This is a genomic window from Nonomuraea dietziae (assembly GCF_014195505.1).
GTDB lineage: Bacteria > Actinomycetota > Actinomycetes > Streptosporangiales > Streptosporangiaceae > Nonomuraea > Nonomuraea roseola.
The window spans coordinates 4,907,552-4,933,403 of record NZ_JACIBV010000001.1 but is presented as its reverse complement, the minus strand read 5'-3'; the positions used below and the strand labels follow the sequence as shown (position 1 = coordinate 4,933,403).

The 25,852-nt window shown below is 69.6% G+C and carries 22 protein-coding genes; 14 read left to right on the top strand and 8 right to left on the bottom strand.

The genetic code is table 11. The features are described 5' to 3' along the window. Positions 1-45 precede the first annotated feature (45 nt). The 4 genes from FHR33_RS50490 to FHR33_RS23365 form a co-directional block, all read right to left on the bottom strand. Entirely contained in the window at positions 46-219 is a 174-nt protein-coding gene (locus FHR33_RS50490) for a hypothetical protein (RefSeq protein ID WP_246452060.1), read from the bottom strand. Next, positions 158-1,555, bottom strand: coding sequence for a M28 family metallopeptidase (locus FHR33_RS23375; RefSeq protein ID WP_246452059.1), 1,398 nt, complete (start codon positions 1,553-1,555; stop codon positions 158-160). Before FHR33_RS23375 ends, FHR33_RS50490 begins: the two co-directional genes overlap by 62 nt. 84 nt (positions 1,556-1,639) lie before the next feature. Continuing rightward, positions 1,640-3,145: a M28 family metallopeptidase gene (locus FHR33_RS23370; protein ID WP_183651493.1), complete on the bottom strand. Its 1,506-nt coding sequence runs from the start codon at positions 3,143-3,145 to the stop codon at positions 1,640-1,642. A gap of 314 nt (positions 3,146-3,459) precedes the next feature. After that, positions 3,460-4,836 carry a DNRLRE domain-containing protein gene (locus FHR33_RS23365; protein WP_183651490.1) on the bottom strand — a complete coding sequence of 459 codons (1,377 nt, stop codon included), beginning with the start codon at positions 4,834-4,836 and terminating at the stop codon, positions 3,460-3,462. 447 nt (positions 4,837-5,283) lie between these two features. Here FHR33_RS23365 and FHR33_RS23360 point away from each other — a divergent pair, with 447 nt between their 5' ends. From FHR33_RS23360 to FHR33_RS23350, 3 genes are all read left to right on the top strand, one after another. Continuing rightward, positions 5,284-5,826: a hypothetical protein gene (locus FHR33_RS23360; RefSeq protein WP_183651487.1), complete on the top strand. Its 543-nt coding sequence runs from the start codon at positions 5,284-5,286 to the stop codon at positions 5,824-5,826. Continuing rightward, on the top strand, positions 5,823-8,099 hold the full coding sequence (locus FHR33_RS23355) for a bifunctional polysaccharide deacetylase/glycosyltransferase family 2 protein (protein WP_312895685.1): 2,277 nt from the start codon (positions 5,823-5,825) through the stop codon (positions 8,097-8,099). The genes FHR33_RS23360 and FHR33_RS23355 overlap by 4 nt, the downstream gene beginning before the upstream one ends. A 166-nt stretch (positions 8,100-8,265) precedes the next feature. Continuing rightward, entirely contained in the window at positions 8,266-8,613 is a 348-nt protein-coding gene (locus FHR33_RS23350; RefSeq protein WP_183651484.1) for a DoxX family protein, read from the top strand. A gap of 10 nt (positions 8,614-8,623) precedes the next feature. On the opposite strand, the gene FHR33_RS23345 is transcribed toward FHR33_RS23350, so the two are convergent. Continuing rightward, positions 8,624-9,091, bottom strand: a complete 468-nt coding sequence (locus tag FHR33_RS23345) for a hypothetical protein (RefSeq protein ID WP_183651481.1) — start codon at positions 9,089-9,091, stop codon at positions 8,624-8,626. Between the two features lie 253 nt (positions 9,092-9,344). On the opposite strand from FHR33_RS23345, the gene FHR33_RS23340 reads away from it, so the two are divergent. Both FHR33_RS23340 and FHR33_RS23335 read left to right on the top strand, forming a co-directional pair. Next, positions 9,345-9,935: a dihydrofolate reductase family protein gene (locus FHR33_RS23340; RefSeq protein ID WP_183651478.1), complete on the top strand. Its 591-nt coding sequence runs from the start codon at positions 9,345-9,347 to the stop codon at positions 9,933-9,935. Between the two features lie 77 nt (positions 9,936-10,012). Next, complete coding sequence (locus FHR33_RS23335; protein WP_183651475.1) at positions 10,013-10,981, top strand: NUDIX hydrolase; 969 nt, start codon at positions 10,013-10,015, stop codon at positions 10,979-10,981. 119 nt (positions 10,982-11,100) lie between these two features. Here the strand turns inward: FHR33_RS23335 and FHR33_RS23330 are convergent, their stop codons facing one another. Continuing rightward, positions 11,101-11,847: a hypothetical protein gene (locus FHR33_RS23330; protein WP_183651472.1), complete on the bottom strand. Its 747-nt coding sequence runs from the start codon at positions 11,845-11,847 to the stop codon at positions 11,101-11,103. A gap of 452 nt (positions 11,848-12,299) precedes the next feature. Between FHR33_RS23330 and FHR33_RS23325 the strand changes: the two genes are divergently transcribed. From FHR33_RS23325 to FHR33_RS23305, 5 genes are all read left to right on the top strand, one after another. After that, on the top strand, positions 12,300-13,355 hold the full coding sequence (locus FHR33_RS23325; RefSeq protein ID WP_183651469.1) for a FecCD family ABC transporter permease: 1,056 nt from the start codon (positions 12,300-12,302) through the stop codon (positions 13,353-13,355). Then, complete coding sequence (locus FHR33_RS23320; protein ID WP_183651466.1) at positions 13,352-14,419, top strand: FecCD family ABC transporter permease; 1,068 nt, start codon at positions 13,352-13,354, stop codon at positions 14,417-14,419. The genes FHR33_RS23325 and FHR33_RS23320 overlap by 4 nt, the downstream gene beginning before the upstream one ends. A 187-nt stretch (positions 14,420-14,606) precedes the next feature. Next, positions 14,607-15,572: an iron-siderophore ABC transporter substrate-binding protein gene (locus FHR33_RS23315; RefSeq protein ID WP_246452057.1), complete on the top strand. Its 966-nt coding sequence runs from the start codon at positions 14,607-14,609 to the stop codon at positions 15,570-15,572. Positions 15,573-15,618: 46 nt separating this feature from the next. Beyond that, on the top strand, positions 15,619-17,475 hold the full coding sequence (locus FHR33_RS23310) for an ABC transporter ATP-binding protein (protein WP_312895684.1): 1,857 nt from the start codon (positions 15,619-15,621) through the stop codon (positions 17,473-17,475). Further along, positions 17,472-19,172, top strand: coding sequence for an ABC transporter ATP-binding protein (locus tag FHR33_RS23305; RefSeq protein ID WP_183651461.1), 1,701 nt, complete (start codon positions 17,472-17,474; stop codon positions 19,170-19,172). Before FHR33_RS23310 ends, FHR33_RS23305 begins: the two co-directional genes overlap by 4 nt. Here FHR33_RS23305 and FHR33_RS23300 read toward each other — a convergent pair. Next, positions 19,148-20,326, bottom strand: coding sequence for a serine hydrolase domain-containing protein (locus FHR33_RS23300; protein WP_183651458.1), 1,179 nt, complete (start codon positions 20,324-20,326; stop codon positions 19,148-19,150). The two genes, FHR33_RS23305 and FHR33_RS23300, sit on opposite strands and share 25 nt — an antisense overlap. 84 nt (positions 20,327-20,410) lie before the next feature. Here FHR33_RS23300 and FHR33_RS23295 point away from each other — a divergent pair, with 84 nt between their 5' ends. The 4 genes from FHR33_RS23295 to FHR33_RS23280 all read left to right on the top strand — a co-directional run bounded on the left by FHR33_RS23295 (position 20,411) and on the right by FHR33_RS23280 (position 25,211). Then, entirely contained in the window at positions 20,411-20,950 is a 540-nt protein-coding gene (locus FHR33_RS23295) for a PadR family transcriptional regulator (RefSeq protein ID WP_183651455.1), read from the top strand. A 357-nt stretch (positions 20,951-21,307) separates the two neighbouring features. Continuing rightward, on the top strand, positions 21,308-22,633 hold the full coding sequence (locus FHR33_RS23290; protein WP_246452056.1) for an MFS transporter: 1,326 nt from the start codon (positions 21,308-21,310) through the stop codon (positions 22,631-22,633). Beyond that, a complete protein-coding gene (locus FHR33_RS23285; RefSeq protein ID WP_183651449.1) occupies positions 22,630-23,460 on the top strand; it encodes a carbohydrate deacetylase in 831 nt (276 codons plus the stop codon). The genes FHR33_RS23290 and FHR33_RS23285 overlap by 4 nt, the downstream gene beginning before the upstream one ends. A 209-nt stretch (positions 23,461-23,669) precedes the next feature. Next, a complete protein-coding gene (locus FHR33_RS23280) occupies positions 23,670-25,211 on the top strand; it encodes a long-chain-fatty-acid--CoA ligase (protein WP_183651446.1) in 1,542 nt (513 codons plus the stop codon). A gap of 174 nt (positions 25,212-25,385) precedes the next feature. Here the strand turns inward: FHR33_RS23280 and FHR33_RS23275 are convergent, their stop codons facing one another. Next, positions 25,386-25,820, bottom strand: a complete 435-nt coding sequence (locus FHR33_RS23275) for a helix-turn-helix transcriptional regulator (protein ID WP_183651442.1) — start codon at positions 25,818-25,820, stop codon at positions 25,386-25,388. Between the last annotated feature and the right edge of the window lie 32 nt (positions 25,821-25,852).

The following is a 25,852-nucleotide window of genomic DNA, read 5'->3' as shown; positions in this document are numbered from 1 at the left end:
CGCGGTGCGGGGCGCCGCCCCTGACCCAGGGGCGGCGCCGGTGAACTACTGGCGAGTGACCTTGACGTCGTCGACGCCCGCCTCCAGCAGGCTCGCCCCCGAGGCGTCGGCCGCCTCGAACACGATGCGGACGGTCTGGCCCGCGTACGCCGAGATGTCAGCGGTGGACGCCGCCCACGCCCCGTCGCGGTCCGAAGCAGCTCCCAGCTGCTGGAACACCGTGCTGGTCGTGCCGCCCACGACCTTCACCCTGAAGAAGTCGGCGCTGGAGGAGTTGCTGCCGTGCGCCAGGTACCAGGAGAACGACACCCTCAACACGCCACTGGACGGCAGCGTGACGGGAGGCGACTGGATCGAGGTGATCCCGCCGTCGACGTCGTACGCTCCCGCGCTCGCGCCCGCCAGCCGTCCTGTGACCAGGTCGTTGGAGCCGCTCACGGCCGTGCCGAGCTGCTTGTTCCCGCTTGAGGTGGTGGCCTCGGGGTCGCCGCGCTCCCAGAGACCCAGGGTGGCGGTGTCGGTCCCGCTCGGGTTGGCGGTCCAGGCGGTGGCGCTCTCGAGGTCGTCCGACCACACCGTCTGCGGCGGTACGGCGGTGGCGATCGTCCACACGGCGTAGGCCACCGCGTCGGCGTTGCGGTCCAGCGCCGTGTCGTTGATGTTGCTCGTGGTGTCGCACGCGCGGTGGTAGCAGGGGTCGAAGGGCCTGCCCCGCCGTACCGCCCCACAGCTGGGCCTGCGCGCTCGACTTGATGCCCTCTGCGCCGGTGAAGGTGCCTCCTGCGGGGATGCCGCGCGAGATGAACGGCCCGTAGTCCGAACGGCCGTCGAAGTCGGTGCCCCTGGTCGGCACGCCGATCGAGGCGAAGTAGTCCTGCAGCGTCCGCTCCAGCTCGGCCGAGCCCGCAGGTCCTGGGCCCGACCCGACGCCGTCGGAGTTGTCGCCGTCGTAGAGGAAGTAGCCGGCGTTGGGCGAGCCGACCATGTCGAAGTTCAGGTACCCCTTGATCTTGGAGCGTTCGGCGGTGGGCAGGTTGGTGACGTAGTACTGCGAGCCGCGCAGTCCCAGCTCCTCCGCGCCCCACCAGGCGAAGCGCAGGTGCTTGGAAGGCTGCAGCGCCTGCCGCGACACCTCGAGCGCCGTCTCCAGGATCGCGGCGCTGCCCGAGCCGTTGTCGTTGATGCCGGGCCCCGCTGTCACGCTGTCGAGGTGGGCGCCGACCATGAGGACGTCGTCGGGGTTGCCGCCGGGCCAGTCGGCGATGACGTTGTAGCCCGTCGCGCCGTTGTAGGTGAACGACTGCAGGGTGGTCTGGAACCCGGCCGCGTCCAGCTGTCCCTTGACGTAGTTGGCCGAGGCCAGGTAGCCGGGCCTGCCGTGGGCGCGGTTGCCGCCGTTGCTGGAGGCGATGGACTGCAGCTGGCTGAGGTGGGCCTTGACGTTGGTCAGCGAGATGTTCGGTGGCGCCAGTGGTAAGGACGCCGTCGAAGCGCCGGCGGTGAGGGGAGCGGCCAGCGCGATCGCGGCGGCCAGGACGAGGATGCGGGATTTCATCGGTTCCTCCGTGGGGGGTGGGACAGAGGGTGCGATGGAAGGAGGGCGGCTCCTGTGGGAGCGCCCTCCTTCACGTGATGAGGGTCAGCTCGCGGAGCTTCCCGTGGCAGCCCGTACGGCGGCGCGTGCCGTCAGCGCGGCCTCCCTGTCGGGCAGGTTCCGCGTGTTGAAGGCGTAGCGGGCGACGGAGTCGGCGATCGCGTCGGAGTTGACGTCCAGCGCGGTCGCGTTGACGTTGGTGATCGTGTCGCACGCCTGGTGGTAGCAGATGTCGTAGGCGACGCCTGCCGTACCGCCGAACATGGCCGCCTCCTCGGGCGTCTTCGGCTGCTCGGCGCCGGTGAAGATGCCGCCGGAGGGGATGCCGACCGCGATGAACGGGCCGTAGTCGGAGCGGCCGTCGAAGTCGGTGCCGACGGTGGGCAGGCTGCGGCTGGTGAAGAAGGCCTTCAGCTGCTGCTCGATCTCGGCCGATCCGGGAGGGCCCGCGGGGGAGCCGGTGGCGTCGGAGTCGTCACCGTCGTAGAGCTTGTAGGCGTAGTTGGGGGAGGCGACCATGTCGAAGTTCAGGTAGAGCTTGATCCGGTCGCGTTCGGCCTGGGACAGCTTCTCGACGTACTGGTCCGAGCCGAGCAGGCCGATCTCCTCCGCGGCCCAGAAGGCGAAGCGCACCTTGTTGCGCACGGGGAAGAGCTTCATCTGCAGGGCCGTCTCCAGGATGGCCGCGGTTCCCGAGGCGTTGTCGTTGATGCCGGGGCCCTCGGGCACGCTGTCGAGGTGCGCGCCGACCATCACGACGTTGTTCGGGTCGCCGAACCGGGTCTCGGCGATCACGTTCTCGTCGGTGCCGAGCACGAGGGTGGAGTCGACCTTGAGCCGGACGGTGGTCCCCGGCGCGGCCAGCGCCTGGCCGACGGCGAAGTCGGCGAACACCATCGGCACTCCCGCGCGCCATTCGCCGAGGTCGAGGGGATAGGCCTCGGTCCTGCCCGGCTGCCCCTCGTTGAAGACGATGATCCCCGCCGCGCCCGCGAAGCCCGCGTTGCGCACCTTGGTGGCGAACGGGCAGGTGCCGCGCTGGATGAGCGCGATCCGTCCCGCCACGAAGCCCGAGAAGTCGGACATCTCGCACCCGCTCGTCGAGGTGGGCGCCGGGCTGGGCGGCAGCGTCAGGTCCACGCCCTGGACCTGCGCGGTGACGTCGCCCGCCGGGGACGGCTGGAAGGTGTAGAAGTCCTCGTTCGGCACGTACGAGCCCAGCACGGGCGGGCTGTTCTCGACCCAGCTCTCGACGTAGTTGATCGGCTGGAGCGTGACCTTGTAACCGGCCTTGCGCAGCTTGTTCGCCACGTAGTCGCGGGAGGCGTCGTAGCCGGGCGTGCCCGCGGCGCGGTTGCCGCCGTTGGCCGTGGCGAGGGACTGGAACGCGTCCAGATGCTTCTTGACGTTCGCGCCCTTGACCTGCTTGACCAGCAGCTTGGCGAAGACGTCGTCGACGGGCGTCGCCTGGGCCGGGGCGGTGAGCGAGAGGGGTAAGGCCAGAGCCGCGGCCGCAGCCACGGCGACGGCCCTACGGAAGGACAAGCGCATGAAGCTCCTCCAGGAAACTGAGGGTGGGCAAGATCGTCCCCCGAGATCACGCCTCCTGGAACGTACCTCTTTTGCCGATATGCGCCTAGAGCCCACCATCTCGGTCTCCCTGAGGCTCGCGGTGGCCGTGGCGGCCCTTGAGGCCGCGCTCGTCGGGACGACCCCATCCACTGCGACCTCGCCTTCCCCTGCGGGGTAAGTGGCTCCACGACGCGGAAGGCGGCCCCACCGCGTGCACGGGTGGGGCCGCCTGGCCAGGCGTTTCAGGCCCGACTGGAGATCTTGTGGATGACCCGCTCAGGGGGTGGCGCGGACTAGCGCCAGTAGGTGACGCTCAGGGTCGGGGGCTTGACCGAGGCGTCCTTGTTCTCCGACGCGGCGAAGGCGCGCCAGTTGGTGGTCTCCTTCTCGTCGGCGCTGCGCAGCTGGATGCCGTGGTTGGCGGCGCCGGCGGCCCAGTCCTTGGCGATCGTGGTGACCGGCCACTGGAGGTAGCCGGCGCCGCGGGCGCATCCCTCGGTCCAGGTACGGCCGCGGCCCTCGTAGGTGGTGAACGCGCCCCTGCTGGTGGTGGAGGGCTTGTTGTCCCAGTTGAGGTTGGTCTCGTCCCAGGCGCTGGTGATGCGCTCGGCGGTGAGCCCGGAGCCCACCTTGAGGCCGCACTTGTTGGTCTCCAGGTTCCACGCCTTGAGCGTGGCCCAGACGACGCGCTTGCCCTTGAGGTTGTCGGTGTTGAACTTCAGCAGGCTGCGCATGATGTCGCCGCCCTGGCCGTTCTCCCACGGCATGGTGCCCGCGATGATCATCGGGTCGCCGGGGTGGGAGGCCCAGGAGGTCGCGACATCGGTGTCGGTGACGATCGGCAGGGTGATCGTCGGGTCCACGGTGACCGGGTAGACGGTCTTCGGGTCCGACAGGTACGCGGTGTCCGGCTTGAGCACGAGCACCGAGGTGCCGTTCTGCGTCTCGACCTGGGTGTCGATCTTCTTGATCGAGTCACCGCGGGGCTTGCCGTGACCGCGGGAGTCCCACATGACGGGCTGCGCGGCGGAGGCGACCTGCTGGCCGTTCTCGCCGGCCAACTCCAGCTTGCCGTCGGCCGTCTCGGACAGCGTCAGGCCCTGCGTCCGCACCGGGATGCGCAGCTCCAGCGGCTCCGTGGGGCGCTCGCGCAGGACGACGTCGTGGCGGAAGCCGGTCGGGATGACGGTGACGACCAGGTCGGCGCCGGGCCCCGCGGCGTTGGCGAACGTCGCGACGTTGTCCTTGACGACGGGGGCAGGCAGCGCCGTCGGCCACTGCAGCGAGAACACCCTGCCCTGGTCGTCGGTCAGCTTGGCCAGGGTGTCGTTGCCCCCTGCGGAGACCTCCACCTTCGCGCGGGAGGCCTTGGGCTTCAGCACCCCGCCCTCGGCGACGAGGCTGGTGTCGATGGGCACCCACGCGCCGTCGCGCTGGACGTTCGAAGGGCCGGAGGTGATGGAGGTGGTGAAGCTGCCGTCGGGGTTGGCGACGGTCGTGCTGTTCTCATCGGTCAGGCTGGCGACCTGGACCGCCGCGCCCGAGGAGGCGGCCTGGGAGAGGGCCTCCTGCACCGGGTCGACGGTCGCCACGGCGTCGAGGGTCGTGGCGCCGACGAGAAGGGTGGCCGCTCCGAGTCCGAGCGCAGCTCGGCGAAGGGGCGTGGCCATAGAAATGCTCAATGTGCGTCCTTTTTGGATAAATCGGACATGCAATGTCAGAGATGTCCCCATGTGCGGAGGGGGTTGACGGCAGAGTCGGCACAGCGGCCCGATGTCCCCCATCGGGCGGATGGCCGTAACGGTCTACCGCTCCAGATGCCTTGTCGGTTCGATCATGAACAGAACCCCCGTTCTGAATGTCCACAAGATCGTGTCCGGTCACAGAAATATCACAGGCAACTTCCGGACATGATTGGATTTACGGACGGTGTGATCCATGTCATAAGGGCCAGCCGCAGGGGTCCGGTGCAGGGGTGGAAGCCGGGCAGGGAGCGCCCAGGTCACTCCAGGGCATCGTCGATGTGCAGCATGCATGGCGCGTCGGCAGCCGATGTGGTTCGCAATGAAAGGCGAAATTTCCCGACTAGTTATCAACCATCACTACGATCACTCGCCGTGTCCCCCGAGCACCACGGCCCTACGCCGATCCAGAAGGCGGTCTTCGTCGATCACAGCGGTCGACGTCGACGGCTGGTCGTCGTCAGCTCCATCGCCTCCGGCGTGGTGGCGCTGGCCATGTTCGCCATCGTGATCGGGGGGTTGTTCTCCAGCACGACGCTCTCGGTGAGCGGCTGGCCTGGCGACGACGGCGAAAGTCCCGCGAGCGCGGCCTCGCCCGAAGCTTCCGAGTCGGCGGCGACACCTCGGGCGAGTATGTCCAGACGGCCCACACCCACGGCGACACCCACGCGAACCAGGGCCATCCCCACGGTCAGGCCCCGCGTGACCCGTCCCGCCACGCCGTCACAGCGGCCCGTGCCCGACACGGTGGTGGGCCCGCAGGAGCCCTCTCCCAGCGCCGAACCAAGCGCGACGCCGAGCGGCGATCCGCAACCGAGCACGGAACCGACACCCGACCCCACCCCTGACCAGCCGCCCGGCCCGGACAAGACCCCGCCGGGACACGCCCAGGGCAAGACGAAAGGCCCGAAGGAGTGAGGGCCCCGAGTCCTCAGGACAAACAGGTCTGGCCACCGGCTCCGCTCCTTCCCTGGCAGGACACCGGCGCCGCGCAGCCCGAGGAGGGCCGACGCAAGAGCCCGAGCGAACCGCCTGGCCTGTCGCCTCAGCCTGTCAGGAAGGCCACCGATCCCAGAGGGCACTGGTTGCTGCTGGCCGTCGGGCTCCTGCTGGCCTCCGGCGCGCTGGTGCTCAACGGCTACGTGACCAACGTGGTCGGCGAGACACACGCGGCCCCGCCCGCCGCCGGCCCTCCCTCCCCTGAACTCGAGCGGGTACGGCGGGGCGGTCCCATGCTGAACCTCACCGGGAGCCAGGTCGCCAGCGTCCGCCTGCCCGCCAAGACCCTCGCTCTGACCTTCGACGACGGCCCCGACCCCGCCTGGACCCCTCAGGTACTCGACGCGTTGAAGAAGCACGGCGCCAAGGCGACCTTCTTCGCCGTCGGCTCCAAGATCGCTCAACACCCCGAGCTGACCAGGCGGATCGTGGCCGAGGGCCACGAGATCGGTAATCACACCTACGCCCATGCCGATCTGAGCGAGGTCCCCGGCTGGCGGCTCGGGCTGGAGCTCTCGCTGACGCAGCAGGCACTCGCAGGGGCGACAGGCCTGCACACGACGCTGGCCCGCCCGCCGTACTCCTCGACTCCGGCCGCGGTCACGGGCCCCCAGTGGGAGAGCCTGAAGGCCGTCGCGGACAGGGGATATCTCCTCGTGCTCACCGACCTGGACACCAAGGACTGGGCCAGACCCGGCTCGGCGCAGATCGTCAAGGCCGCTCTGCCCTCCAGAGGACGCGGCGCGATCGTCATGATGCACGATGCCGGTGGCGACAGGCGCCAGACCGTCGAGGCCGTCGATCGGGTGCTGGGCGCTCTCGCCGATCAGGGGTATCGCGGGGTCACCGTGACGCAGGCGCTCGGGATGCCCTCGGCGCACCGGCAGGCTAAGCCGGTGGAGCGGTTCGCGGGGGCCGTGCTCAATGTCGCTCAAAGAGGCTCGAAGGCGTTCACCGAGTCGCTGTCGTGGGTGCTGTTCGCCGCCGGGGTGCTCACCCTGGCCAGGCTCGGCTTCTTCGCGGTGCTGGCCTGGGTGCACGCCCGCCGTACCCGAGGCGGAAGAAGGCGCAGGGGTCGCGCCCCCGCCTGGCTCGCGCCACCGCCGGTGACCGTCATCGTGCCTGCCTACAACGAGGCGGCGGGGATCCAGGCGACGATCAGATCGCTGGTGAACACCACCTACCAGGGCGCGCTCGAAGTACTGGTAGTCGACGACGGATCCACCGATGACACCGCGGCGCTCGCCGCGGCGCTCGCCTTCGACAACGTCAGGGTGATCAGACAGCACAACGGCGGCAAACCGTCCGCGCTCAACACCGGCATCACCCACGCCAGGCACGAACTGCTGGTCATGGTGGACGGTGACACCGTCTTCGAACCCGCCACGATCGGGCAGCTGATCCGCCAGCTCGCCGACCCCACCGTCGGCGCGGTGAGCGGCAACACCAAGGTCGGCAACCGGCGTGGCATGATCGGACGCTGGCAACACATCGAGTACGTGATCGGCTTCAACCTCGACCGGCGCGCCTTCGAACTGCTGGACTGCATGGCCACCGTGCCGGGCGCGATCGGGGCCTTCAGACGCTCGGCGCTGATCGCGCTCGGCGGCGTCAGCACCGACACGCTGGCCGAGGACACCGACCTGACGATGGCGCTGTGCCGGGCCGGATGGCGGGTGGTCTACGAGGAGAAGGCGCTGGCGTGGACCGAGGCCCCGACCTCTCTCGGCCAGCTGTGGAAGCAGCGTTACCGCTGGTGCTACGGCACCCTGCAGGCGATGTGGAAGCACAGGAGAGCCGTACTGGAACGCGCCTCCTTCGGCCGCCGGTGTCTCGGGTATCTCACCCTGTTCCAGGTCGTGTTGCCGCTGCTCGCCCCCGTCGTCGATCTCATGGCCGTCTACAGCGCCGCCGTGGGCGATCCGCTGCCGGTCGTGGCGGTATGGGGCGGGTTCGTCATCGTGCAGGCGTTGACCGGCTGGTACGCACTGCGGCTGGACGGCGAGCGTGCTTCGGCCCTCTGGGTGCTGCCCCTGCAGCAGTTCGTCTACCGCCAGCTCATGTATCTCGTCGTGATCCAGTCGGTGGCCACCGCGGTGCTCGGGGTGCGGCTGCGCTGGCACACCGTACGCAGAGAGGGCACCTTCGACGCGTCACCGCTACCGCGGACGCCGGCGGGCACGCCCTCCTAGCTCCTCTCCGGAAGCCCGTCGGAGAACCCGTCGCCGGAGGAGCGCGCGAGACGGTCGAGGTCAGGTGGGCCGCCTGCCCTGTCACACTTCCGCGCCCTGCGGGGTCAAGACAGCGAAGGGCTCACAAGCGCCCCGCACCGCGTCCACCTGATGAGGAGCATCTCTCATGTCCACTGTCTACCTGGTCGTCACCGTTCTGGCCGCCGCATGGGTGGGCTTCTCGGCCTTCTCCATCTTCATCCGCGCCACATGGGTCGTGGAGCCCCTGACCGAGTACGGCGTCCCCAGCTCGTGGTGGCCGTGGCTCGGCGTGGCCAAGGCCGCGGGCGCGGCGGGCATGCTGGTCGGCCTGCTCGTGCCGGTCATCGGCGTCCTGGCCGCGATCGGCCTGGTGCTGTACTTCACCGGAGCCGTCGTCACCGTGCTTCGGGCGCGCTCCTACTCCCACGTCCCCTTTCCGTTGCTGTACCTGGTGCCGGTGGCCGTCTCCCTGGCGCTGGGCCACGCCGCCTGAGGCGGCGGGCTCAGCCGCAGTTGCCCCAGGCCGTACGCTCTCCGACTCCCACCGGGGTGCTGCTGGTGAACTTTCCTCCAGGTCTTATCCCGGAGACCAGGCCCTGGTAACCGACGCATATGCCCTTGCCGTACGCCTTCACCGGCCCGGCGTAGTACCGGTAGTAACCGGCGTCCTGCGGTTTGTCGCGACCGCGCCGGATCAGGTTGACGCCGGTCCAGGTGGGCTCCCCGACGTACTTCGTCTTGATGGTGACGGTGCAGTTCTCTCCTGTTCGCGCGTTGTAGAGCAGGTAGACGTGGCCGAAGACGGCGCCGTGGTCGTCCACCACGGCCCTGGTGCCGTCCTTGACCCGGCCGAAACCGCTGCCGCACACCCCTTCGGGGGTGTAGCCGGTGACCGCGTCGGCGGGTGATGCGGTGAGGGTGGTCGCGGCCAGAGCCACGACGGTGCACTGCGCCAGCTTGCTGCGAACCATGGAGTTCCTCCCGTTTGCTCTGGACGATCGACGGGTTCGCGTCGTAACACAAGACTTGACGGATCCGGCATCGCGGAGTCGGCCGCTTCACCAGGGCACCTGTCCGGCGGTCTACTCCCTCTCGGCTCTCGAAGATCTGTTTCCGGCAATGTGCGGCGAAGGTTCATGCGCTGTCGATCCGGCGGCCCGCCGTACGTGTAGAGGGTGAGAAGGCCGGGGCGATCCCGGCGGACGACCACAGGGGAGGTACGACATGGGCAAGGTCATCGCGATCGAGCACCTGTCACTCGACGGCGTGATGCAGGCTCCTGGGCACCCCGACGAGGACCCTCGCGACGGCTTCCTGCACGGCGGTTGGGCCGCCCGGCGCCAGGACCCGGTCATGCAGGAGGCCATGGGTGCCCGCATGTCGAGCGCGTGGTCCCTCCTGGCCGGCCGGACGACCTACGAGCGCTTCGCCGACTACTGGCCGAAGCAGGCGCCGAACCCGTTCACCGAGGCGCTCGACAGCGTCCAGAAGTACGTGGCGTCGACCACGCTGACCGAGCCGCTGCCCTGGCGGAACTCCACCCTCCTCAAGGGCGACGCCGCGGATGCCGTGGCGGGTCTCAAGGAAAAGGTGGTGGAGAACCTGGTGGTGTTCGGCAGCGGGGTGCTGGTCAGGTCGCTCATGCCGCGCGACCTCGTCGACGAGTTCGTCCTGCTCATCCATCCGCTGGTGCTGGGCGCGGGCCGCCGGCTGTTCCCGGACGTGGGCTCGCACCTCTCGGCCTTCCACCTGGTCGACTCCACGACAACGGGCACCGGCGTGATCATCGCCACCTACCAGTCATCTCAAAGATGATCCGGTGAATCAAAGATCTTGACTCTGTATTGAATTCCATACATATTGGATGAGATTTCATACAGAAAGAGAGTCCGATGGTCAATCCCCCTCTCGCCTATGAACAGATCACCACCCCTGGTGGCTCCGAGATCCACCTACGGCTCGGCGCCGCCGAGACCGAGCTGCTCGGCGAAGCCGCGCTGCACCTGACCGCCGACCTGGACGCCGCTCTGCGTGCCATGGCCGAGCTGCGCTCGGGCGCCTGGGACAACATCCTCGGCCCGCACGATGAGGGCGAGGGCCGGGCCTACGCCCACCAGCGTCAGCGCATGGAAGAGACTGTGCACGCCCTGGCCCGCGACCTCATCCCGCGCCTGGAGGCGATTCAGGCCGCCACGCTGCGCCGCTGGAAAGCGGGGGGAGCCAGCTACGCCGAGATCGCCTCCGCCATGGGCCTGAGCAACGCGGCCGGGGCGCCGAACCGGGCCACCGCTCAGTCCCGGCTTCGCGCGCTGGAGGCCGCAGGGCCGTCCCCGTTGGAGCGCTGGGTGTGCGGGCCGATCACGCATGCCCGCGACGTGTGCGACCACACCGCCATCGGCGTCATCGTCACCGACGATGACGGCCGGTATCTGCTGATCGAACGGGCCGAGTACCCGCACGCCTGGGCTCTGCCGGCTGGACATGTCGACGACCGCGACAACCCGGGGAAGACCGCCCGTGAGAAGGTCTCCGAGAAGGCCGGCCTGACCGTCGGCCAACTGGAGCATATGACCGGCGGGTGGCGGCCCAACCGGTGCTGCCGCCTCGTCCGCCAGGGACGCGCGCCCGGCCACCACTGGACCGTCTACCGCGCCGTCGTTACCGGCGAGCCGGCCCCGTCCGACGACGAGACGCGCGGCGTTCGCTGGGTGACCGGCGCCGAGCTTCAGGCGCTGGCCGACCGGACCGCCGCCTACGCCCGCGGCAAGGTCACCGAGGCCGAGTGGGCTGCCTCTCCCGGCCTGGAGGACGTGTGGAGGTGGTGGCTGCGTCGGATCGGCATCCTCGACGCCGGAGCATGACCGTGTGACCGCGCGCCAGGGCCCTCGCCTGATAGCGCTCTGTCGGCGAGGGCATCCGGAAGGTCCAGGGTCTCGCCGGACAGCGGGCTGTCGGGGTAGGCGACCGGCCGGCTCTCCGCTCACCAGCTCAGCACCTTCGACCGGCCGGTCGGGACCGGTGGCCGCTCACGCAGCACCCGCGTGCCCAGCGGGACCAAGGCCATGCAGAGCAGGACGGTGACCAGTACATCGGGGATCGAGGCGGCCTTCAGCACGCCCATCCAGGTGCCTCCCGCCAGCAGCAGCATCAGGGCGCGGGCGGTGCCGAACACGCCGGAGCGCCAGGCGGCGACGGCCAGCAGGAGCGAGCCCGCGTACTGGCCGACCGAGGCCCAGACCGGTACCCGCCACGGCCCGTAGGAGATGTCGACGTACTCCTTCATGATGGCGTTCGTCGCCTGCTCCTGCCCGAGGACCTCGGTGAGCTGGAAGGCGGTCTGGTCGGCACCGGCGAAGTACAGGCGGGCGAAGAGCCCGGCGACCAGTAGCGTGGCGCCCCAGAACGCGAGGCTGCCCCCCACCCGCTGGGCCAGGGCGATGAAGGCGGGGAAGAGCAGCACCGCCCCCAGCGCGAAGAGCGCGTAGGAGAGGGTGAGCAGGGCGGGGTCCGAAGTGTAGGCGAGGAGCTGGCCCGCGGCGGCGAACGGCTGCGCCTCCGCCCACGCCTGTTGCTGAGGGGTGAGCGCGGTGACCGAGCCCAGGTAGCGCAGCAGGTATCCGAGGCACAGGACGACCGGCCCCAGGACGAGCGTCACGCCGCCGATCCACCGTCCTGGAAAGTACGTGTTCATGGTCGCGAGCCTGTCGCGGATGGCCGGGCGGATCATCCCCCGATGGTCAACTCATGCCCCTGTCGAAAGTCAGGTCAGCGAACTGGGCCGGTTGTTCGGCATATCCGTTGAGTTCCTTGCCCGCCACATAGGCGAGACGGGGTTGCCCAAGAGCGGGAAGCCTAAGGCCACCGACAGGAGTTCACCGGACGGCTACCGCTCCTCCTCAGCCTGTCCCGGTCCCGGATCGACGGTGAGACGAGCCTCAAGATAAGGTTAGTCTCACCTAAGTAGAGAGATCGAGAAGGCGCGGGATCGGTGGACACGGGCCCGCTCTCCCGAGACCACCTCCATCGGAAACGGCCGGCCACAGCGGACGGCCGCGGCGCGCGAGGCGATGGTGGGTGCGGCTCTTCTCGGATGGCATGTCCGAAGCTGGGCGGCCGGCGCTGAGGTCGCGACCCCTCTGGCCGTACGCCCCCGGTGGATCGAAGGAATAGCGTGCGTCGATGAGTACGACTGTGGGGATACGTCCCTCGCCCGAGGCCACAGAGGTCCGCCGGCGGCGGGTTGCGGGCCTGGGCGCGCTCGCGGTCGTCCTCCTGGCCGCGGGGGCGGTGTCGCTGGCTGTCGGCGCGCGCGCGTTGAGTCCCGCGGAGGTGTGGCACGGGCTGTTCACGGCGCAGGGCTCCGACCAGCGGCTCACCGAGATCACGCTCATCGTGCAGACCCTGCGGGTGCCCAGGACCGTGCTCGCGATCGTGGCGGGCGTCGCCCTGGGGGTCAGCGGGGCGTTGATCCAGGGGTACACGCGTAACCCGATCGCCGACACGGGGTTGCTGGGGGTGAATACCGGCGCCTCGTTCGCCGTGGTGTCGGTGATCGTCCTGTTCGGGTTCTCCAGCCCGTACCAGTACGTCTGGTTCGCCTTCCTGGGGGCGGCGGCCGCCGGTGTCGTCGTGTTCGGGCTGGCGAGCATCGGCAGGGGGGCGGGCAGCCCGTTGACGCTCGCGCTGGCCGGGCAGGGGGTCGCGGTGTTCCTGGCAGCGATGACCACGGCGGTCTCGCTGTCGGACCAGGCGTCGCTGAACGCGCTGCGGTTCTGGAAAGCGGGCTCGGTGTCCGGCGTCGGATTCGACGTCATCTGGCCGGTGCTCGCGTTCACGGTGCTCGGGTTGGCGTTGGCGTTGACCACATTGCCCGCCATCAACCTGCTCAACCTGGGTGACGACGTGGCGCGAGGGATGGGGGTGAACCTCACGCTGAGCCGAGCCGTCGGCATCGTCGCGATCACTCTGCTGGCCGGCGCGACGACGGCGGCATGCGGCCCCATCGCGTTTCTCGGGCTCATGGTGGCCCACGTGGCCCGGTATGTCACCGGGCCCGACTATCGCTGGCTGGTGCCGTGCGCGGGTCTGCTCGGAGCCGTCGTCCTGCTGGTCTGCGACATCGTGGGGCGCGTGGTGACCCGACCGGGCGAGTTGCAGGCAGGCGTCGTCGTCGCCCTCGTCGGCGCCCCGTTCTTCGCGGCGCTGGTGTGGCGCGGGAAGTTCAAGACGGTATGAACGAGACAGCGGTGAAGCCGTCGGTGACGCCGGGCCTGCGGCTCGGCTCCGCGTCGTTCGTATGGCGGCCCTGGATGGTGTTCGTCACGCTGCTGCTGACGGCGGCGACCTTTCTGGTGTTCTGCCTGTCCATCGGCGTCGGGGACTTCCCCATCGGTCTGTCCCAGGTGATCGCCACGCTCCTCGGCCAGGGGGAGCGGGTCGACGAGTTCGTGATCATGGATCTGCGGATGCCGCGCGCCCTGGCCGGGCTCGTCGTGGGGGCCGCGCTGGGGATGTCAGGGGCGATCACGCAGTCCATCGCGCGCAACCCGCTGGCCAGCCCGGACATTCTGGGGATCACCGGGGGCGCGAGCGCGGTCGCGGTGTTCCTCGTGACGGTGTCAGGCGGCGCCGCCGCGGCGATCGTCGACTCCGTGGGCCTGTCCGTGGCGGCGCTCGCGGGAGGTCTCGGCACGGGCCTGCTGGTGTATTTCCTGGCCTGGCGGCGCGGGATCGACGGCCTGCGGCTCATCCTCATCGGCATCTCGGTGAGCGCCGTGACGGAGGCGATCACGATCTGGCTGCTGGTCACGGCTGACATCCGGGACGTGGCCCGGGCTCAGGCGTGGCTGGTCGGCTCGCTGGACAACCGATCGTGGGGCGAGGTCTGGGTGGCGCTGTGGTGCGCGCTCGCCCTCGTGGCCGTCGTGTCGTGTGTCGCGTTCCAGCTCAGGCCGCTGCACTTCGGTGACGAGGTCGCGGCCGGCCTGGGCGTCCGGTACTCGATGGTGCGGGCGGTCCTGCTGTTGTGCGCGGTGCTGCTGGCCGGCGTGGCGGTGAGCGCGGCGGGCCCTGTCCCGTTCGTCGCGCTGGTGGCGCCACAGGTGGCGATGCGTTTGGCGCGTTACCCCACGCCGCCGCTGGTGGCCTCGGCGCTGACGGGCGCGCTGCTGTTGATCGGCGCCGACCTGGTGGCGCGGACGGCGCTGCCGGTCACTCTCCCTGTCGGCGTGGTCACTGCCGCGATCGGCGGCCCCTTCCTCGTCTACCTGCTGGTGAGGGCGAACCTCAAGGGGCGATAGGACTCCCATGCGAGTGAGCTTAGGCTTACCTAATCTCGCATGCTACGGTTCTCCTGCTGCAAGTCAGGGTCGCAGTGGATCGCACGAAAGCAAGGGATTCCGGATGCTCCTCCAGCGAACAACAGTCAAGAAGTCCTTGCGGCGGTTCGCAGCGGTATTGTCCGCTGCGACCCTCAGCGCCGGTCTCATGGCGGGATGCGGTTCCAGCTCGGCGGACAGGCCGAGCGGCGACACCGCGGCCGCCACGGGTGGCGCGTTCCCCGTCACTGTGGAGCACGCGTTCGGTTCCACTCAGATCACCAAGGCCCCCCAGCGGGTCGTCTCCGTCGGCTACACCGACGACCAGGCCATCCTGGCCTTCGGGATCAAGCCGGTCGGCATGGTCGACCAGTACCCGAACCCGCCGGGCAAGACCCCTGACATCAACACCCAGTGGCCCTGGGTGAAGGACAAGTGGGGAGACGCCCGTCCCGAGGTCATCATGAGCAACGGGGACGCCGGCCCGAACTACGAGAAGATCGCCGCCCTTCGGCCCGATCTGATCATCGCGGTCTACTCCGAGATCGACCAGGCCGCCTACGACCGGCTCTCCAAGATCGCCCCGACGGTGGGCCGCACCAAGGGCGAGAAGGAGCCGTTCAGCGCGCCGTGGCAGGACAACGCGGTGCACATCGCCAAGGCGCTCGGCAAGGCGGACGAGGGCGCCAAGCTGGTGCAGGGCATCCAGGACAAGCTCGACGCCGCCCGTAAGGCGCACCCGGAGTTCGCGAGCCAGACCGCCGTCGCGCTGTCCTGGTACAAGGACGCGGTCGCGCCGTTCACCACCACCGACGTGCGCGGACGGCTCCTGACGGGCCTCGGCTTCAAGGGCGCGACGGAGATCGACAAGATCGCGGACGGCAAGTTCTACACCGTGCTCTCTCCCGAGCGCATCGACCTGATCGACGTGGACCGCATCTTCGTCATCAACGACCAGGCCGACCAGGACGCGCTGAAGAAGTTCGCGCTGTTCGACAACCTGCCCGCGGTCAAGAACGGGAAGGTGTCGTACCTGCTGGACAGCGAGGGCCCGGCGATCGGCGCGGCCCTGTCGCAGGGCACCCTGCTGTCCCTGCCGTACGCGATCGACGAACTCGTCAAGTCGGTCGGCTGACGATGTCGATGAACCTGCTCCGCCCCCGTCCCGCCCTGATCCGGGTGTGAGCACCACCGACACCCCTGTCGCCCCGGCCACCCTGCGTACGGCGACCGGACGCGAGGCCACCCGATGGGTCGCGGCGCACGCCCGCGAAGTGCCGTGGCTGACGACGGCCACCGCCCTCACCACGGTGGCAGGAGCGGCGTTTCAGGTGCTGCCGGTCCTCCTGCTCGGCCGGGTGGTCGACGGGGTGATCGAAGGCGAACCGCAGTCGATACTGATCACGATCGGCGCGCTGATGGTGGCCGCCGCGCTGCTCGGCGCGGCGGCCACCGCGGCGTCGACGTACCTGATCGGACGGCTGGGCGCGGATCTGCTCGCGCGGCTGCGGGAGGGCGCCGTCCGGGCGGTGCTGGGAATGCCGAGCGCGCGGATCGAGCAGGTCGGCCGGGGGGACGTGCTGTCCAGGGTCGGCGACGACGTGGCCGTGCTGTCCAAGGGGATCCGCACGGCCGTCCCCACGGTGTTCTCGGCTGGAGTGCTGGTCGTCATCGCCACGGGCGGCATGTTCGGACTGGACTGGCGACTCGGCCTGGCGGGCGCCGGCGCGCTGCCCGCGTACGCGCTGGCCCTGCGATGGTATCTCCCACGGTCCGCCCCGCTCTACCAGAAGCAGCGGGAAGCCCAGGCCGACCGCGCGCAGGCGTTGATCAGTGGTCTGAACGGGATCGACACGGTCCGGGCGTACCGCCTGGAGGAGGCCTTCCGCGAGAAGGTCGCCGCCGAGTCGTGGCGGGTGCGCGATCTCGGCGTCGAGGTGTTCCGGTTCTTCGGCCGGTTCGTCGGCAGAGAGAACCGCGCCGAGTTCATCGGGCTGGTCCTGATCATCGTGGTGGGCTACGTCCTGCTGGAGGCCGATGCCGTCACCTTGGGTGAGGCGTCGGCGGCCCCGCTGCTGTTCCACCGGCTGTTCAACCCGCTGGGCTCCATCATGTTCACCTTCGACGAGGCGCAGAAGTCGGGCGCGAGTCTGACCCGGCTGGTCGGGGTGCTGGGCGAGGCCACGGAGGAAAGGCTGGTGGGTCGTGCGGCCGTCGCGTCGGCGGACGTCGAGCCGTACCCGGTGACGGTGGAGGGGCTGACGTTCGGCTACCCCGATTCCGAGCGGCCGGTCCTGCGGGAGGTCAGCCTGGAGATCCCTGCGGGCGGCTCGCTGGCGCTGGTGGGGGCGACGGGCGCGGGCAAGACGACCCTGGCGGCGCTGATCGCGGGCATCGGGACCCCGCAGGCAGGATCGGTGCGCATCGGATCGACCGACCTCGCGGACCTCGACGAGGCGGGGGCACGGGCCTTGGTGAGCATCCTGACCCAGGAGACGCACGTGTTCTCCGGTCCGCTCGCCGACGACCTGCGGCTGGCCGCGCCGAAGGCGACCGACACCGAGCTGATGGACGCGTTGCGCAGGGTCGGCGCGGAGACGTGGATCGCGGCGCTGCCCGACGGGCTGGACACCGTGGTCGGCGAGGGCGGCGAGCGCCTGGACGGCACCAAGGCCGCCCAGCTCGCCCTGGCTCGGCTGGTACTGGGCCGATCGCCCGTGGTGGTGCTGGACGAGTCGACCGCGGAGGCGGGCAGCCAGGGCGCCGCCGAGTTGGAGCGGGCCGTGTCGGCCGCCTGTCTGGGCCGCACCACGCTGTTCGTGGCGCACCGGCTGACCCAGGCGATGGCGGCGGACCGCATCGCCGTACTGGACGAGGGACGCGTGGTGGAGCAAGGAACCCACGAGGAACTCGTGGCATCGGGCGGCCGGTACGCGCGACTGTGGAGGGCGTGGCAGGAAGGCAGTCAGCAACGTGATCACCGTTCGTCATCAGCTCACCCCGCGAACCCCGGAAGCGATTGCCCGACACCTCGATGACCACTCCTGACAAGCAGAGGTCCCGCGCGGGGGCCGACGTGCTCTGGACGGCTCTGCGGCGCAACGCGGGCGCCATGACCTGGGGCACCGTCCTCATGGGCATGTACCAGGCCGGGGAGACCGCCTTCCCCATCGCGCTCGGCCTGATCGTCGAGCACACGTTGCGGGAGCGAAGCCTCGGCTCGCTCGCCCTGTCGATCGCCGCGCTGGCCGTGATCATCACGACCGTGTCACTGTCGTGGCGGTTCGGGATGCGCATCCTGCAGAAGGCCAACACGACCGAGGCGCACCGCTGGCGGGTGCAGGTCGCCGCCTGCGGACTCCAACCGGTGGCCAGGGACGTCGACCTCAAGTCCGGCGAGGTCCTGACCATCGCGACCGAGGACGCCGACCAGACCGCCGACATCATCGAGGTGGTGCCGCTGCTGATCAGCTCACTGGTCGCGGTGCTGATCGCGGCGGTCGCGCTGGGCATGGCCAGCGTTCACCTCGGCCTGCTGGTGATCGTGGGCACCATCGCGATCCTGTCGATCCTGAGCGTGCTGTCCAGACGCATCGGCACCAGCACCCGCGAGCAGCAGGCCAGGGTGGCGCGGGCGGGCGCGAAGGTCGCCGACCTGATCGTCGGCCTGCGCCCGTTGCACGGCTTCGGCGGCAACCACGCGGCCTTCCTATCCTACCGGAAGGTCAGCACGGAGGCGAAAAGCCAGGCGATCACCGTCGCCAGGGTGAACGGCGCGTACGCCGGCGCCGCGCTCGCCCTCAACGCGCTCCTCGCCACCGCCGTGACCCTGACGGCGGGCTGGCTGGCGTTCAACAGCCGGATCACCATCGGAGAGCTCGTCATGGCCGTGGGGCTGGCGCAGTTCATCATGGAACCGCTCAGGCTGTTCTCGGAGATGCCGAAGTACGTGATGATCGCGCGCGCGTCGGCCGAGCGGATGGCGCTGGTGCTGGCCGCGCCTGCGGTGATGACCCCGGGGACAGAGCGCCTGCCCGCAGGCGGAGACCTCGAGATCGACAGCGTCCGATACGGCTCCCTGCGCGAGCTGAAGTTCCACGTGTCCGCCGGGGAGTTCGTGGCGATCGCCGCCTACCAGCCGCGCGCGGCGGCCGACCTCACGTCGATCCTGGCCATGAACGTCCCGCCCGACGCGTACGAGGGTGCGGTGCGGGTCGGCGGGCGAGAGACGGGGGAGCTGTCGATCGAGGCGGTCCGCGAGCACCTGCTGGTGAACCCGTACGACGGGGAGATCTTCGCGGGCACCCTCCGCACGAACATCGACCCGGCGGGCGGCGGCCGCATGATCCCCGAGGCCGTCGAGGCGTCCATGCTGACCGACGTCGTCGCCCTCCACCGCGAAGGGCTCGATCACGGCGTCCGAGACCGCGGCGCGAACCTCTCCGGCGGACAGCGCCAACGGCTGTCCCTGGCCCGCGCCCTCGCCACCGACGCCGACATCCTGGTCCTGCGTGACCCGACGACAGCCGTCGACGCGGTCACCGAACAGCTCATCGCGCGCAACATCGCGAAGCTACGCCGGAACCGCACCACCATCGTGATCACCAGCAGCCCGGCCCTCCTGGACGTCGCCGACCGGGTCCTCGTCCTGGACGGCGGCGTCATCACCGCGGACGACACCCATCGGAACCTCCTCACCGCCGACGAGAACTACCGCCTGGCCGTGGCCCGATGACGGGCGACCCCTGACGTTCGCCAGACGCCCAGGCAGCGCGCCATGAACCGGAAGGGGATGGCCTGACCCTTGGTCTGGTCGACGGTGCCGACCAGGTGCAGGTCGAGCTCCGGACAGTGGAAGAGCCAGGTCCCTGTGGCTCCCGAGTGGCCGACGAGCGTGACAGGGCGGCGCCCCAGTGACATGAGCCGGCCGACCTTGAAGAACATGGTGCCCAGGCCGTACCGGAGGATGGGGATGTTGCGCAGCCGGTTGCGCCGCTCGGTGAGCAGCGCCAGTGAGCGGGCGTCACGGAAGAGTGCGCCGTCGAGCAGCGCTCGCTGGAAGGCGAGGAGATCGCCGGTCGTGCTGAACAGGTCGTTGCAGGACTCGATCATCGAGGTCAGCTCCACGCGGCGCTGCTTCGCGTAGAGCGGTGAGGGTGCTGCGATCGCCGGATCCGGCGGACGATGTCCTGGGAGCCAGGTGTGCGTCAGGCCGAGTGGACCGAGGATCCGCTCGGTCAGCAGCTCGGCGAACGAGCGATCGGTCACCGTCTCCACGATGCGGATGAGCAACTGGAAGCCGGTGTCGGAGTAGCGGGCCTTCTGCCGGGCGGCCGTGAGGTCCTGCGGCTCGAAGTGCGGGCGCTGCTGCTCGCGCGTGATCCGCATCGCGTCCTCGAAGGTCCAGGTTAGATCCTGACCGGCGGCGAGGCGCTCATACAGGCTGGGGCCTTCACGACGCTTCTCGAAGTAGTCCGGCAATCCGGACGTGTGACTCGCGAGGTGGCGCACCGTGATCGCGGAGGTTCGGTCGATCCCCCTGAAGACATGGAGTCCGGCGATCAGCTCCGCCGGCAGGTAACGGTTGATCGGCGCGGCCAGGTCGAGCTCGCCGCGCTCGTGCGCCTGCAGTACCAGCGTGATGATGAAGCGCTTGGTGACGCTCGCGATGAAGAACGGGGTGTCGGGACGCGGCGGATGACCGTCGGCACCGGCGGGTCCTGAGGCGGCGGACCAGCGCTGTTTCCCGTCACCGCTGGTGACGGCGAGGTTGGCGTGGTGCACGCCGCGTTGCGCGACGAGGCTCTCCAGCAGGCCCGTCAGCCGCGCGTCGACGTCGTCGGGAACGTGATTGTCATGAGCACGGGTCGTGGCGAGTGGCGCTGTCACGTGAATGTCCTTGTCTCCGTTCCCTTTTTCTCGTAACCTGTCTACTAGACATGTCTATGAGAGTCAACGACCTAGACTTGGCCCATGGCTCACGTGATCCTCGGTCTGCTCCTGATCGCCCCGCAGACCTTCTACGACCTCATCAAAGGCTTCGAGGCCGGCGTCGCGCTCTTCTACAGCGCCAGCTCCGGCAGCATCAAACGCGCGCTGGACAGCCTGCTCGCGCGGGGGCTCATCGAGGTGGCCAGCGTCGAAGCCGGAGGCCGGGGGCGGAAGGTGTACCGCCTGACCGACGCCGGTCGTCAGGAGTTCCGCGCGTGGATGACGGGGGAGCTGACCGGGCCCGATCTGGAGACCGCGGCGCTGTCCAGGCTCTACTTCCTCGGCCTGCTGGAGCCGGCCGAACGCCTGCCGGTGCTCCGCCGCATCACGGCGCGCATCGAGACCGACCTCGCCGCGCTCTCGGCCCTCGACAAGCACCTCGACACCCTGGACGTTGCCGAGGAGCATCGCGACCTCGTCACCCATCAGCGTGCGACACTCGACTACGGCATCGCCTCCTACCGCTTCACGCTCGACTGGTTCCGCGATCACATCGACCGGCACGAGACGCCGGACCACTGACGCCGCTCGGACGCGATCCCCAACCATCGGCCCGCCGGCCACCCGGGTCACCCGGCGTGCCAGGTTGCGCCGTCGCTCCTGATCCACGCTCGAGCCGGAGACAGTCGCCATGACGTCAGCGAGGCCGCTGTCGCCCGACTGCCTTGCTCCGCGGTGTTCGTTGGGACAACACTGGGACACGACGTGCCCGGTGAGTGACGTCCGGCGCGGCACGATTCCGCTTCACCCACTGTTCTCCTGTGAGTGCGAAGGTAACGCCGCGCACAGCGTCGGCATCGGCAAAGGGGTGGTCGTGTGTCCCGGTCCGGTACGGCTTCCGCCCCGGCACGGACTCCCGCCTGGCGTTACGCCGTCGGGATGTTCGGCACGTCGATCCCGATCAACATGATCAAGGGATCGATGATCCTGTTCTACGTCGACATTCTCGGGCTCGACGTACGCGCCTACGGCGTGGTGATGGTGATCTACGCGATCATCGACGCCGTCGACAACCCGGTGCTCGGCCACCTCTCCGACCGCACCAGAAGCCGGTACGGCAGGCGCCGGCCGTGGCTGCTCGTGGGTGCGCCCATGCTCGCGGCGTGCATGGTCGCGTTCTTCTCCGCGCCGGCCTCGCTGGAGGGCATCGGCCTCGTGCTCTGGTTCGCGATCTTCGCGATCCTGTGCGAGGCCTTCGACTCGATGCTCAACGCGAACTACGGCGCGCTGCTCCCCGAGCTCTACCCGCGCGAGCGCGACCGAGCCGTCGCCAACAGCCTGCGCCAGGGCTTCCAGCTCGTGGCACTCGTGATCTCGCTGGCGATCACCCCGCTGCTCACGACGCAGGTGTTCGGCACCGAGGAAACCACCGAAGGCTTCCAGACCACTGCCATCATCTACGGCGTGATCGCGCTCGTCGTGATCGCGTTCATGGCGCTCAGCGCACGCGAGAATCCGCGCTACGCCACGCACGAGAGGCCGCGACTGCTGCCCAGCCTGTGGTCGATCGTCCGCAACCCGATGTTCTGGACGGTCGGCCTCACCGGCGCCTGTTACGGGGTGGCCATGGCGCTCGTCCTCTCCGGCATCCAGCTGTACGTGCGCTACTCGCTCGGGCTCCCCGTCGCCAACGCGCTCTACCTGCAGGGCATCGTCATCCTCATCTCGGCCTGCGGCCTCGCGGTGTGGACGCGCGTCGTCGCCCGCCGCGGCGCCCTGTGGACCTGGCGGCTGGCCTTCGCGATCCTGGCGGTCAGCTTCGCGGCCCTGTTCTTCGCCACCGACCTCGTGACCGCGATCGCCGCAGGGGTGCTCGTAGGCGCCGGATGGTCGGGGATGCTCGCGACGAACGACCTCATCGTCGCGCGCGTCCTGGACGCCGACGCCGCGCGCCACGGGGCGCATCGTGAAGGACTCTTCCTGTCGGCATTCGGGTTCTTCGCCCGGCTCAACGGGATCGTGACGGGATTCGCCCTCACCTCGCTGGGAGTCTTCTTCGGCTACAACTCGGGCGATGACCCCGGCACCGACCCCGGGCTCGCGTTCCGTGTCTACCTGTGCGTCTACCCGTTCGTCCTGACGGCGATCGGTGCGGTCGCGGCGCGACTCGTCTCGGTTCCGGTCGAGCCGCCGCCCGATGCTGAGCCGGTCGAGCCGCCGCCGGCCGGTCCCGCGAACGAGCCCGACGTGGAGCGCACCCCGTGACCCGGCGCGTCGTGATCACGGCCGACGATCTCGGCCGCGAGCCCGGTACCACAGAGGTCATCGCCGCCCTGCTCGCCGAAGGACAGGTCAGCGCGACGACCCTCATCCCCGTCTCTCCTCTCGCCGAGCAGGCCGCGAACCACGTCCGAAAGCTCGGCGTGGTGCCCCGGCTGCACGTGACCCTGACGAGCGAGCACGGACTCCCGCGCTGGCGACCTCTCGACGGCGCGGCCAGCCTCGTCGACCCTGACGGGACTCTCAGTGACGATCCGTTCGTTCTCGGAGCCCGAGGCGAGGCCCGGGAGGTCATCGGGGAGGCGGACGCCCAGCTGCGCTGGATGCGCGATCGTGGCCTCGCGCCCGTGGCGGCGGACTCTCATGCCGGCACCCTGTACGGCCTGCACGGCCGATCCTGGCTCACGCAGGCGCTGGAATGGTGTGCGCGCCACGGTCTGGCCTTCCGGCTGCCTCGCGACGCGGAGCCGTACGTCGGCGGGCCGCTGCCGCCGAGGCTCGCGGCGGAGCACGCCAAGGCCGTCGCCCTCGCTGACGCTCTCGGTGTGGCCATTCCGCAGACGATCGCCACCAATCGACGCACGGCACACGAACTCGGCACCTACCAGCAACTGCGGGACGACTACCTCCGGCGGCTCGCGGCCCTGCCCGAGGGCACGAGCGAGCTGTTCATGCATCCCTCCCGCGAGGACGCGGTCAGGGGACCTGACGGCATCGTGCGGGTCTGGGAGGCGCGGCTGCTGCGCGATCCGGTGTGGCACGACGCCCTGGAGAAGGAGGGCGTCGAGGTCGTCGGAGGCTGGTGGACCTGACCTGGGCGCCCGCAGGGGAAATCGGCACGTTCGTACAAGTCCTGCCCAGATCCCTCGGCGCATCCTAGGGACGTAAGACGTTCCGGTCCCGGACGAGGCAGGGGACACCGCCCTGCGTACGCCGGGCGTGGCAGCGGTCCATGCGCTTTCGCGACGAGGGGTTCGACGCGAGCTGAGTGGCCCTCCCACATCCTGAGGAAAGGGTCGCGATGCTCAACCTGTCGATCATTCTGGAAGACAGCGCCCACCATGTCCCAGACCGCACCGCGCTGGTCTTCGGCGACCTGCGCCTGCCGTACTCCATGGTGAACTCCGTCGCCAACCAGGTGGCCAGCCTGCTGGTGGCCCGGGGGATCGGCAAGGGTGACAAGGTCGCGCTGCTCTGCCCGAACCTGCCGTACTTCCCCTTCGTCTACTTCGGCATCCTCAAGGCAGGGGCGACCGTCGTCCCGCTCAACGTGCTGCTGCAGCCGCGCGAGATCACCTACCACCTGGACGACAGCGACGCCAAGGCGCTCTTCTGCTTCGAGGGCTCCCCTGAGCTGCCCATGGGCGCGCGCGGGCGGGAGGCCTTCGACGCCGTCGAGAGCTGCGAGCACTTCTTCGTCCTGCCCGCCACGCCGCTGGCCACCGAGTCGGAGCACGGCGAGTCGTTCTGGGCGGCGCTGGACGGCATGTCCGGGGAGTTCGAGACGGTGCAGACCGCGCCTGACGACACCGCGGTCGTCCTCTACACCTCGGGCACCACCGGCCGGCCCAAGGGCGCCGAGCTGACCCACCTGAACATCCTGATCAACACCATGGTCAGCGACGAGATGTTCCCCGCCGACCCCGACGGCGACGTCTCGCTCATCGTGCTGCCGCTCTTCCACTCCTTCGGCCAGATCCCAGGCATGTGCGTGAGCCTGCGCCGCCGCGCCACCCTTGTCCTCCAGCCGCGTTTCGAGCCCGGCGAGACGCTGGAACTCATGCGCAGGGAGGGGGTGACCATGTTCGCCGGGGTGCCGACGATGTTCTGGGCGCTGCTGTCGAAGATCCACGCCGACGGGGCCGAGGCGCCCTCGACGCTGCGGCTCGCGGTGGCGGGCGGGGCCTCCTGCCCGGTCGAGGTGCTCAAGGACTTCGAGGCCACCTTCGGCATCCCGATCCTGGAGGGCTACGGCCTGTCGGAGACCTCCCCTGTGGCCAGCTTCAACCAACTCGGGCGGCCCACCAAGCCCGGCACCGTCGGCTTCCCCGTCTGGGGCGTGCAGATGCGGCTGGTGGACGACCACTGGAACACCATCGAGGGCGAGGGCCCCGGCGAGGTCGCCATCCGCGGGCACAACGTCATGAAGGGCTACTACGGACGGCCCGAGGCGACCGAGGAGGTCCTGCGCGACGGCTGGTTCCGCACCGGCGACATCGCCACCCGCAACGAGGACGGCTACTACGCCATCATCGACCGCACGAAGGACATGATCATCCGGGGCGGCTTCAACGTCTACCCGCGCGAGGTGGAGGAGGTGCTGATGACGCACCCGGCTGTCTCGCTGGTGGCGGTGGTCGGCGTGCCCCACGCCTCGCACGGCGAGGAGGTCAAGGCCTACGTCATCCCGTCGCCCGGCGCGACGGCGAGCGAGGACGAGCTCATCGCCTGGTGCAGGGAGAACATGGCCGCGTACAAGTACCCGCGGACCATCGAGTTCTGCGACTCGCTGCCGATGACGGCGACCGGCAAGATCCTCAAGCGCGAGCTACGGCAGACGTAGCCGGCCACCGTTCGGTGACACACCGTGGCTCCGCACCCGGCGAGGCAGTGCGACGGCTCTCATGGCCGGCGTCGGCGGCGACCCCCGACCTCCGGCGCGGGCAGTGCGACGGCTCTCATGACCGGCGCCGGCGGCGACCCCCGAGCTCCGGCGCGGCTTGGGCGGTCTTCCGGTTCAGGGCAACCAGTCGATCGCGGCGGCAAGCTCGGAGGGCGCGTTCCCGAAGGTGTCCCGGAAGACCCGGGTGAAGTGTGGACTGTCGGTGAACCCGGCGCTGTGAGCGGCCACCGTCAACGTCTCTCCCTCGGCCACCAGGCCGATGGCACGCTGCAGGCGTAGCCACCGCACGTACGGCCGCAGCGGGATCCCCACGTGCGCGCTGAACAGGTGCGCCAGCCGACTCGGCGACAGGTGGACCGCGTCCGCCACCGTCCGCAGTCGCACCGGTCCTCCCCGTAGCAGCGTGGGGATCACGGTGATCGCCGCCTCCACCGCCGGGTGGAGCGGGACGCTGTCGGCGGCGCTCTGGCCGGTCCACACCTCGACGACCCGCAGCGCGGTCGTCACCTCGGCTGAGCGCGCATGCCCGATCGGCGGCTCCGCGAACATGAGGGGCCGTCCCTTGTGGTGCCCCGATCTCG

What these genes read in the sequence shown, in the direction of transcription:
- FHR33_RS23375 (WP_246452059.1), bottom strand. Translation starts at nt 1,555, where the DNA reads ATGAAATCCCGCATCCTCGTCCTGGCCGCCGCGATCGCGCTGGCCGCT.
- FHR33_RS23370 (WP_183651493.1), bottom strand. Translation starts at nt 3,145, where the DNA reads ATGCGCTTGTCCTTCCGTAGGGCCGTCGCCGTGGCTGCGGCCGCGGCT.
- FHR33_RS23365 (WP_183651490.1), bottom strand. Translation starts at nt 4,836, where the DNA reads ATGGCCACGCCCCTTCGCCGAGCTGCGCTCGGACTCGGAGCGGCCACC.
- FHR33_RS23350 (WP_183651484.1), top strand. Translation starts at nt 8,266, where the DNA reads ATGTCCACTGTCTACCTGGTCGTCACCGTTCTGGCCGCCGCATGGGTG.
- FHR33_RS23345 (WP_183651481.1), bottom strand. Translation starts at nt 9,091, where the DNA reads ATGGTTCGCAGCAAGCTGGCGCAGTGCACCGTCGTGGCTCTGGCCGCG.
- FHR33_RS23340 (WP_183651478.1), top strand. Translation starts at nt 9,345, where the DNA reads ATGGGCAAGGTCATCGCGATCGAGCACCTGTCACTCGACGGCGTGATG.
- FHR33_RS23335 (WP_183651475.1), top strand. Translation starts at nt 10,013, where the DNA reads ATGGTCAATCCCCCTCTCGCCTATGAACAGATCACCACCCCTGGTGGC.
- FHR33_RS23330 (WP_183651472.1), bottom strand. Translation starts at nt 11,847, where the DNA reads ATGATCCGCCCGGCCATCCGCGACAGGCTCGCGACCATGAACACGTAC.
- FHR33_RS23325 (WP_183651469.1), top strand. Translation starts at nt 12,300, where the DNA reads ATGAGTACGACTGTGGGGATACGTCCCTCGCCCGAGGCCACAGAGGTC.
- FHR33_RS23320 (WP_183651466.1), top strand. Translation starts at nt 13,352, where the DNA reads ATGAACGAGACAGCGGTGAAGCCGTCGGTGACGCCGGGCCTGCGGCTC.
- FHR33_RS23315 (WP_246452057.1), top strand. Translation starts at nt 14,607, where the DNA reads ATGGCGGGATGCGGTTCCAGCTCGGCGGACAGGCCGAGCGGCGACACC.
- FHR33_RS23305 (WP_183651461.1), top strand. Translation starts at nt 17,472, where the DNA reads ATGACCACTCCTGACAAGCAGAGGTCCCGCGCGGGGGCCGACGTGCTC.
- FHR33_RS23295 (WP_183651455.1), top strand. Translation starts at nt 20,411, where the DNA reads ATGGCTCACGTGATCCTCGGTCTGCTCCTGATCGCCCCGCAGACCTTC.
- FHR33_RS23290 (WP_246452056.1), top strand. Translation starts at nt 21,308, where the DNA reads ATGTTCGGCACGTCGATCCCGATCAACATGATCAAGGGATCGATGATC.
- FHR33_RS23280 (WP_183651446.1), top strand. Translation starts at nt 23,670, where the DNA reads ATGCTCAACCTGTCGATCATTCTGGAAGACAGCGCCCACCATGTCCCA.
- FHR33_RS23275 (WP_183651442.1), bottom strand. Translation starts at nt 25,820, where the DNA reads ATGTTCGCGGAGCCGCCGATCGGGCATGCGCGCTCAGCCGAGGTGACG.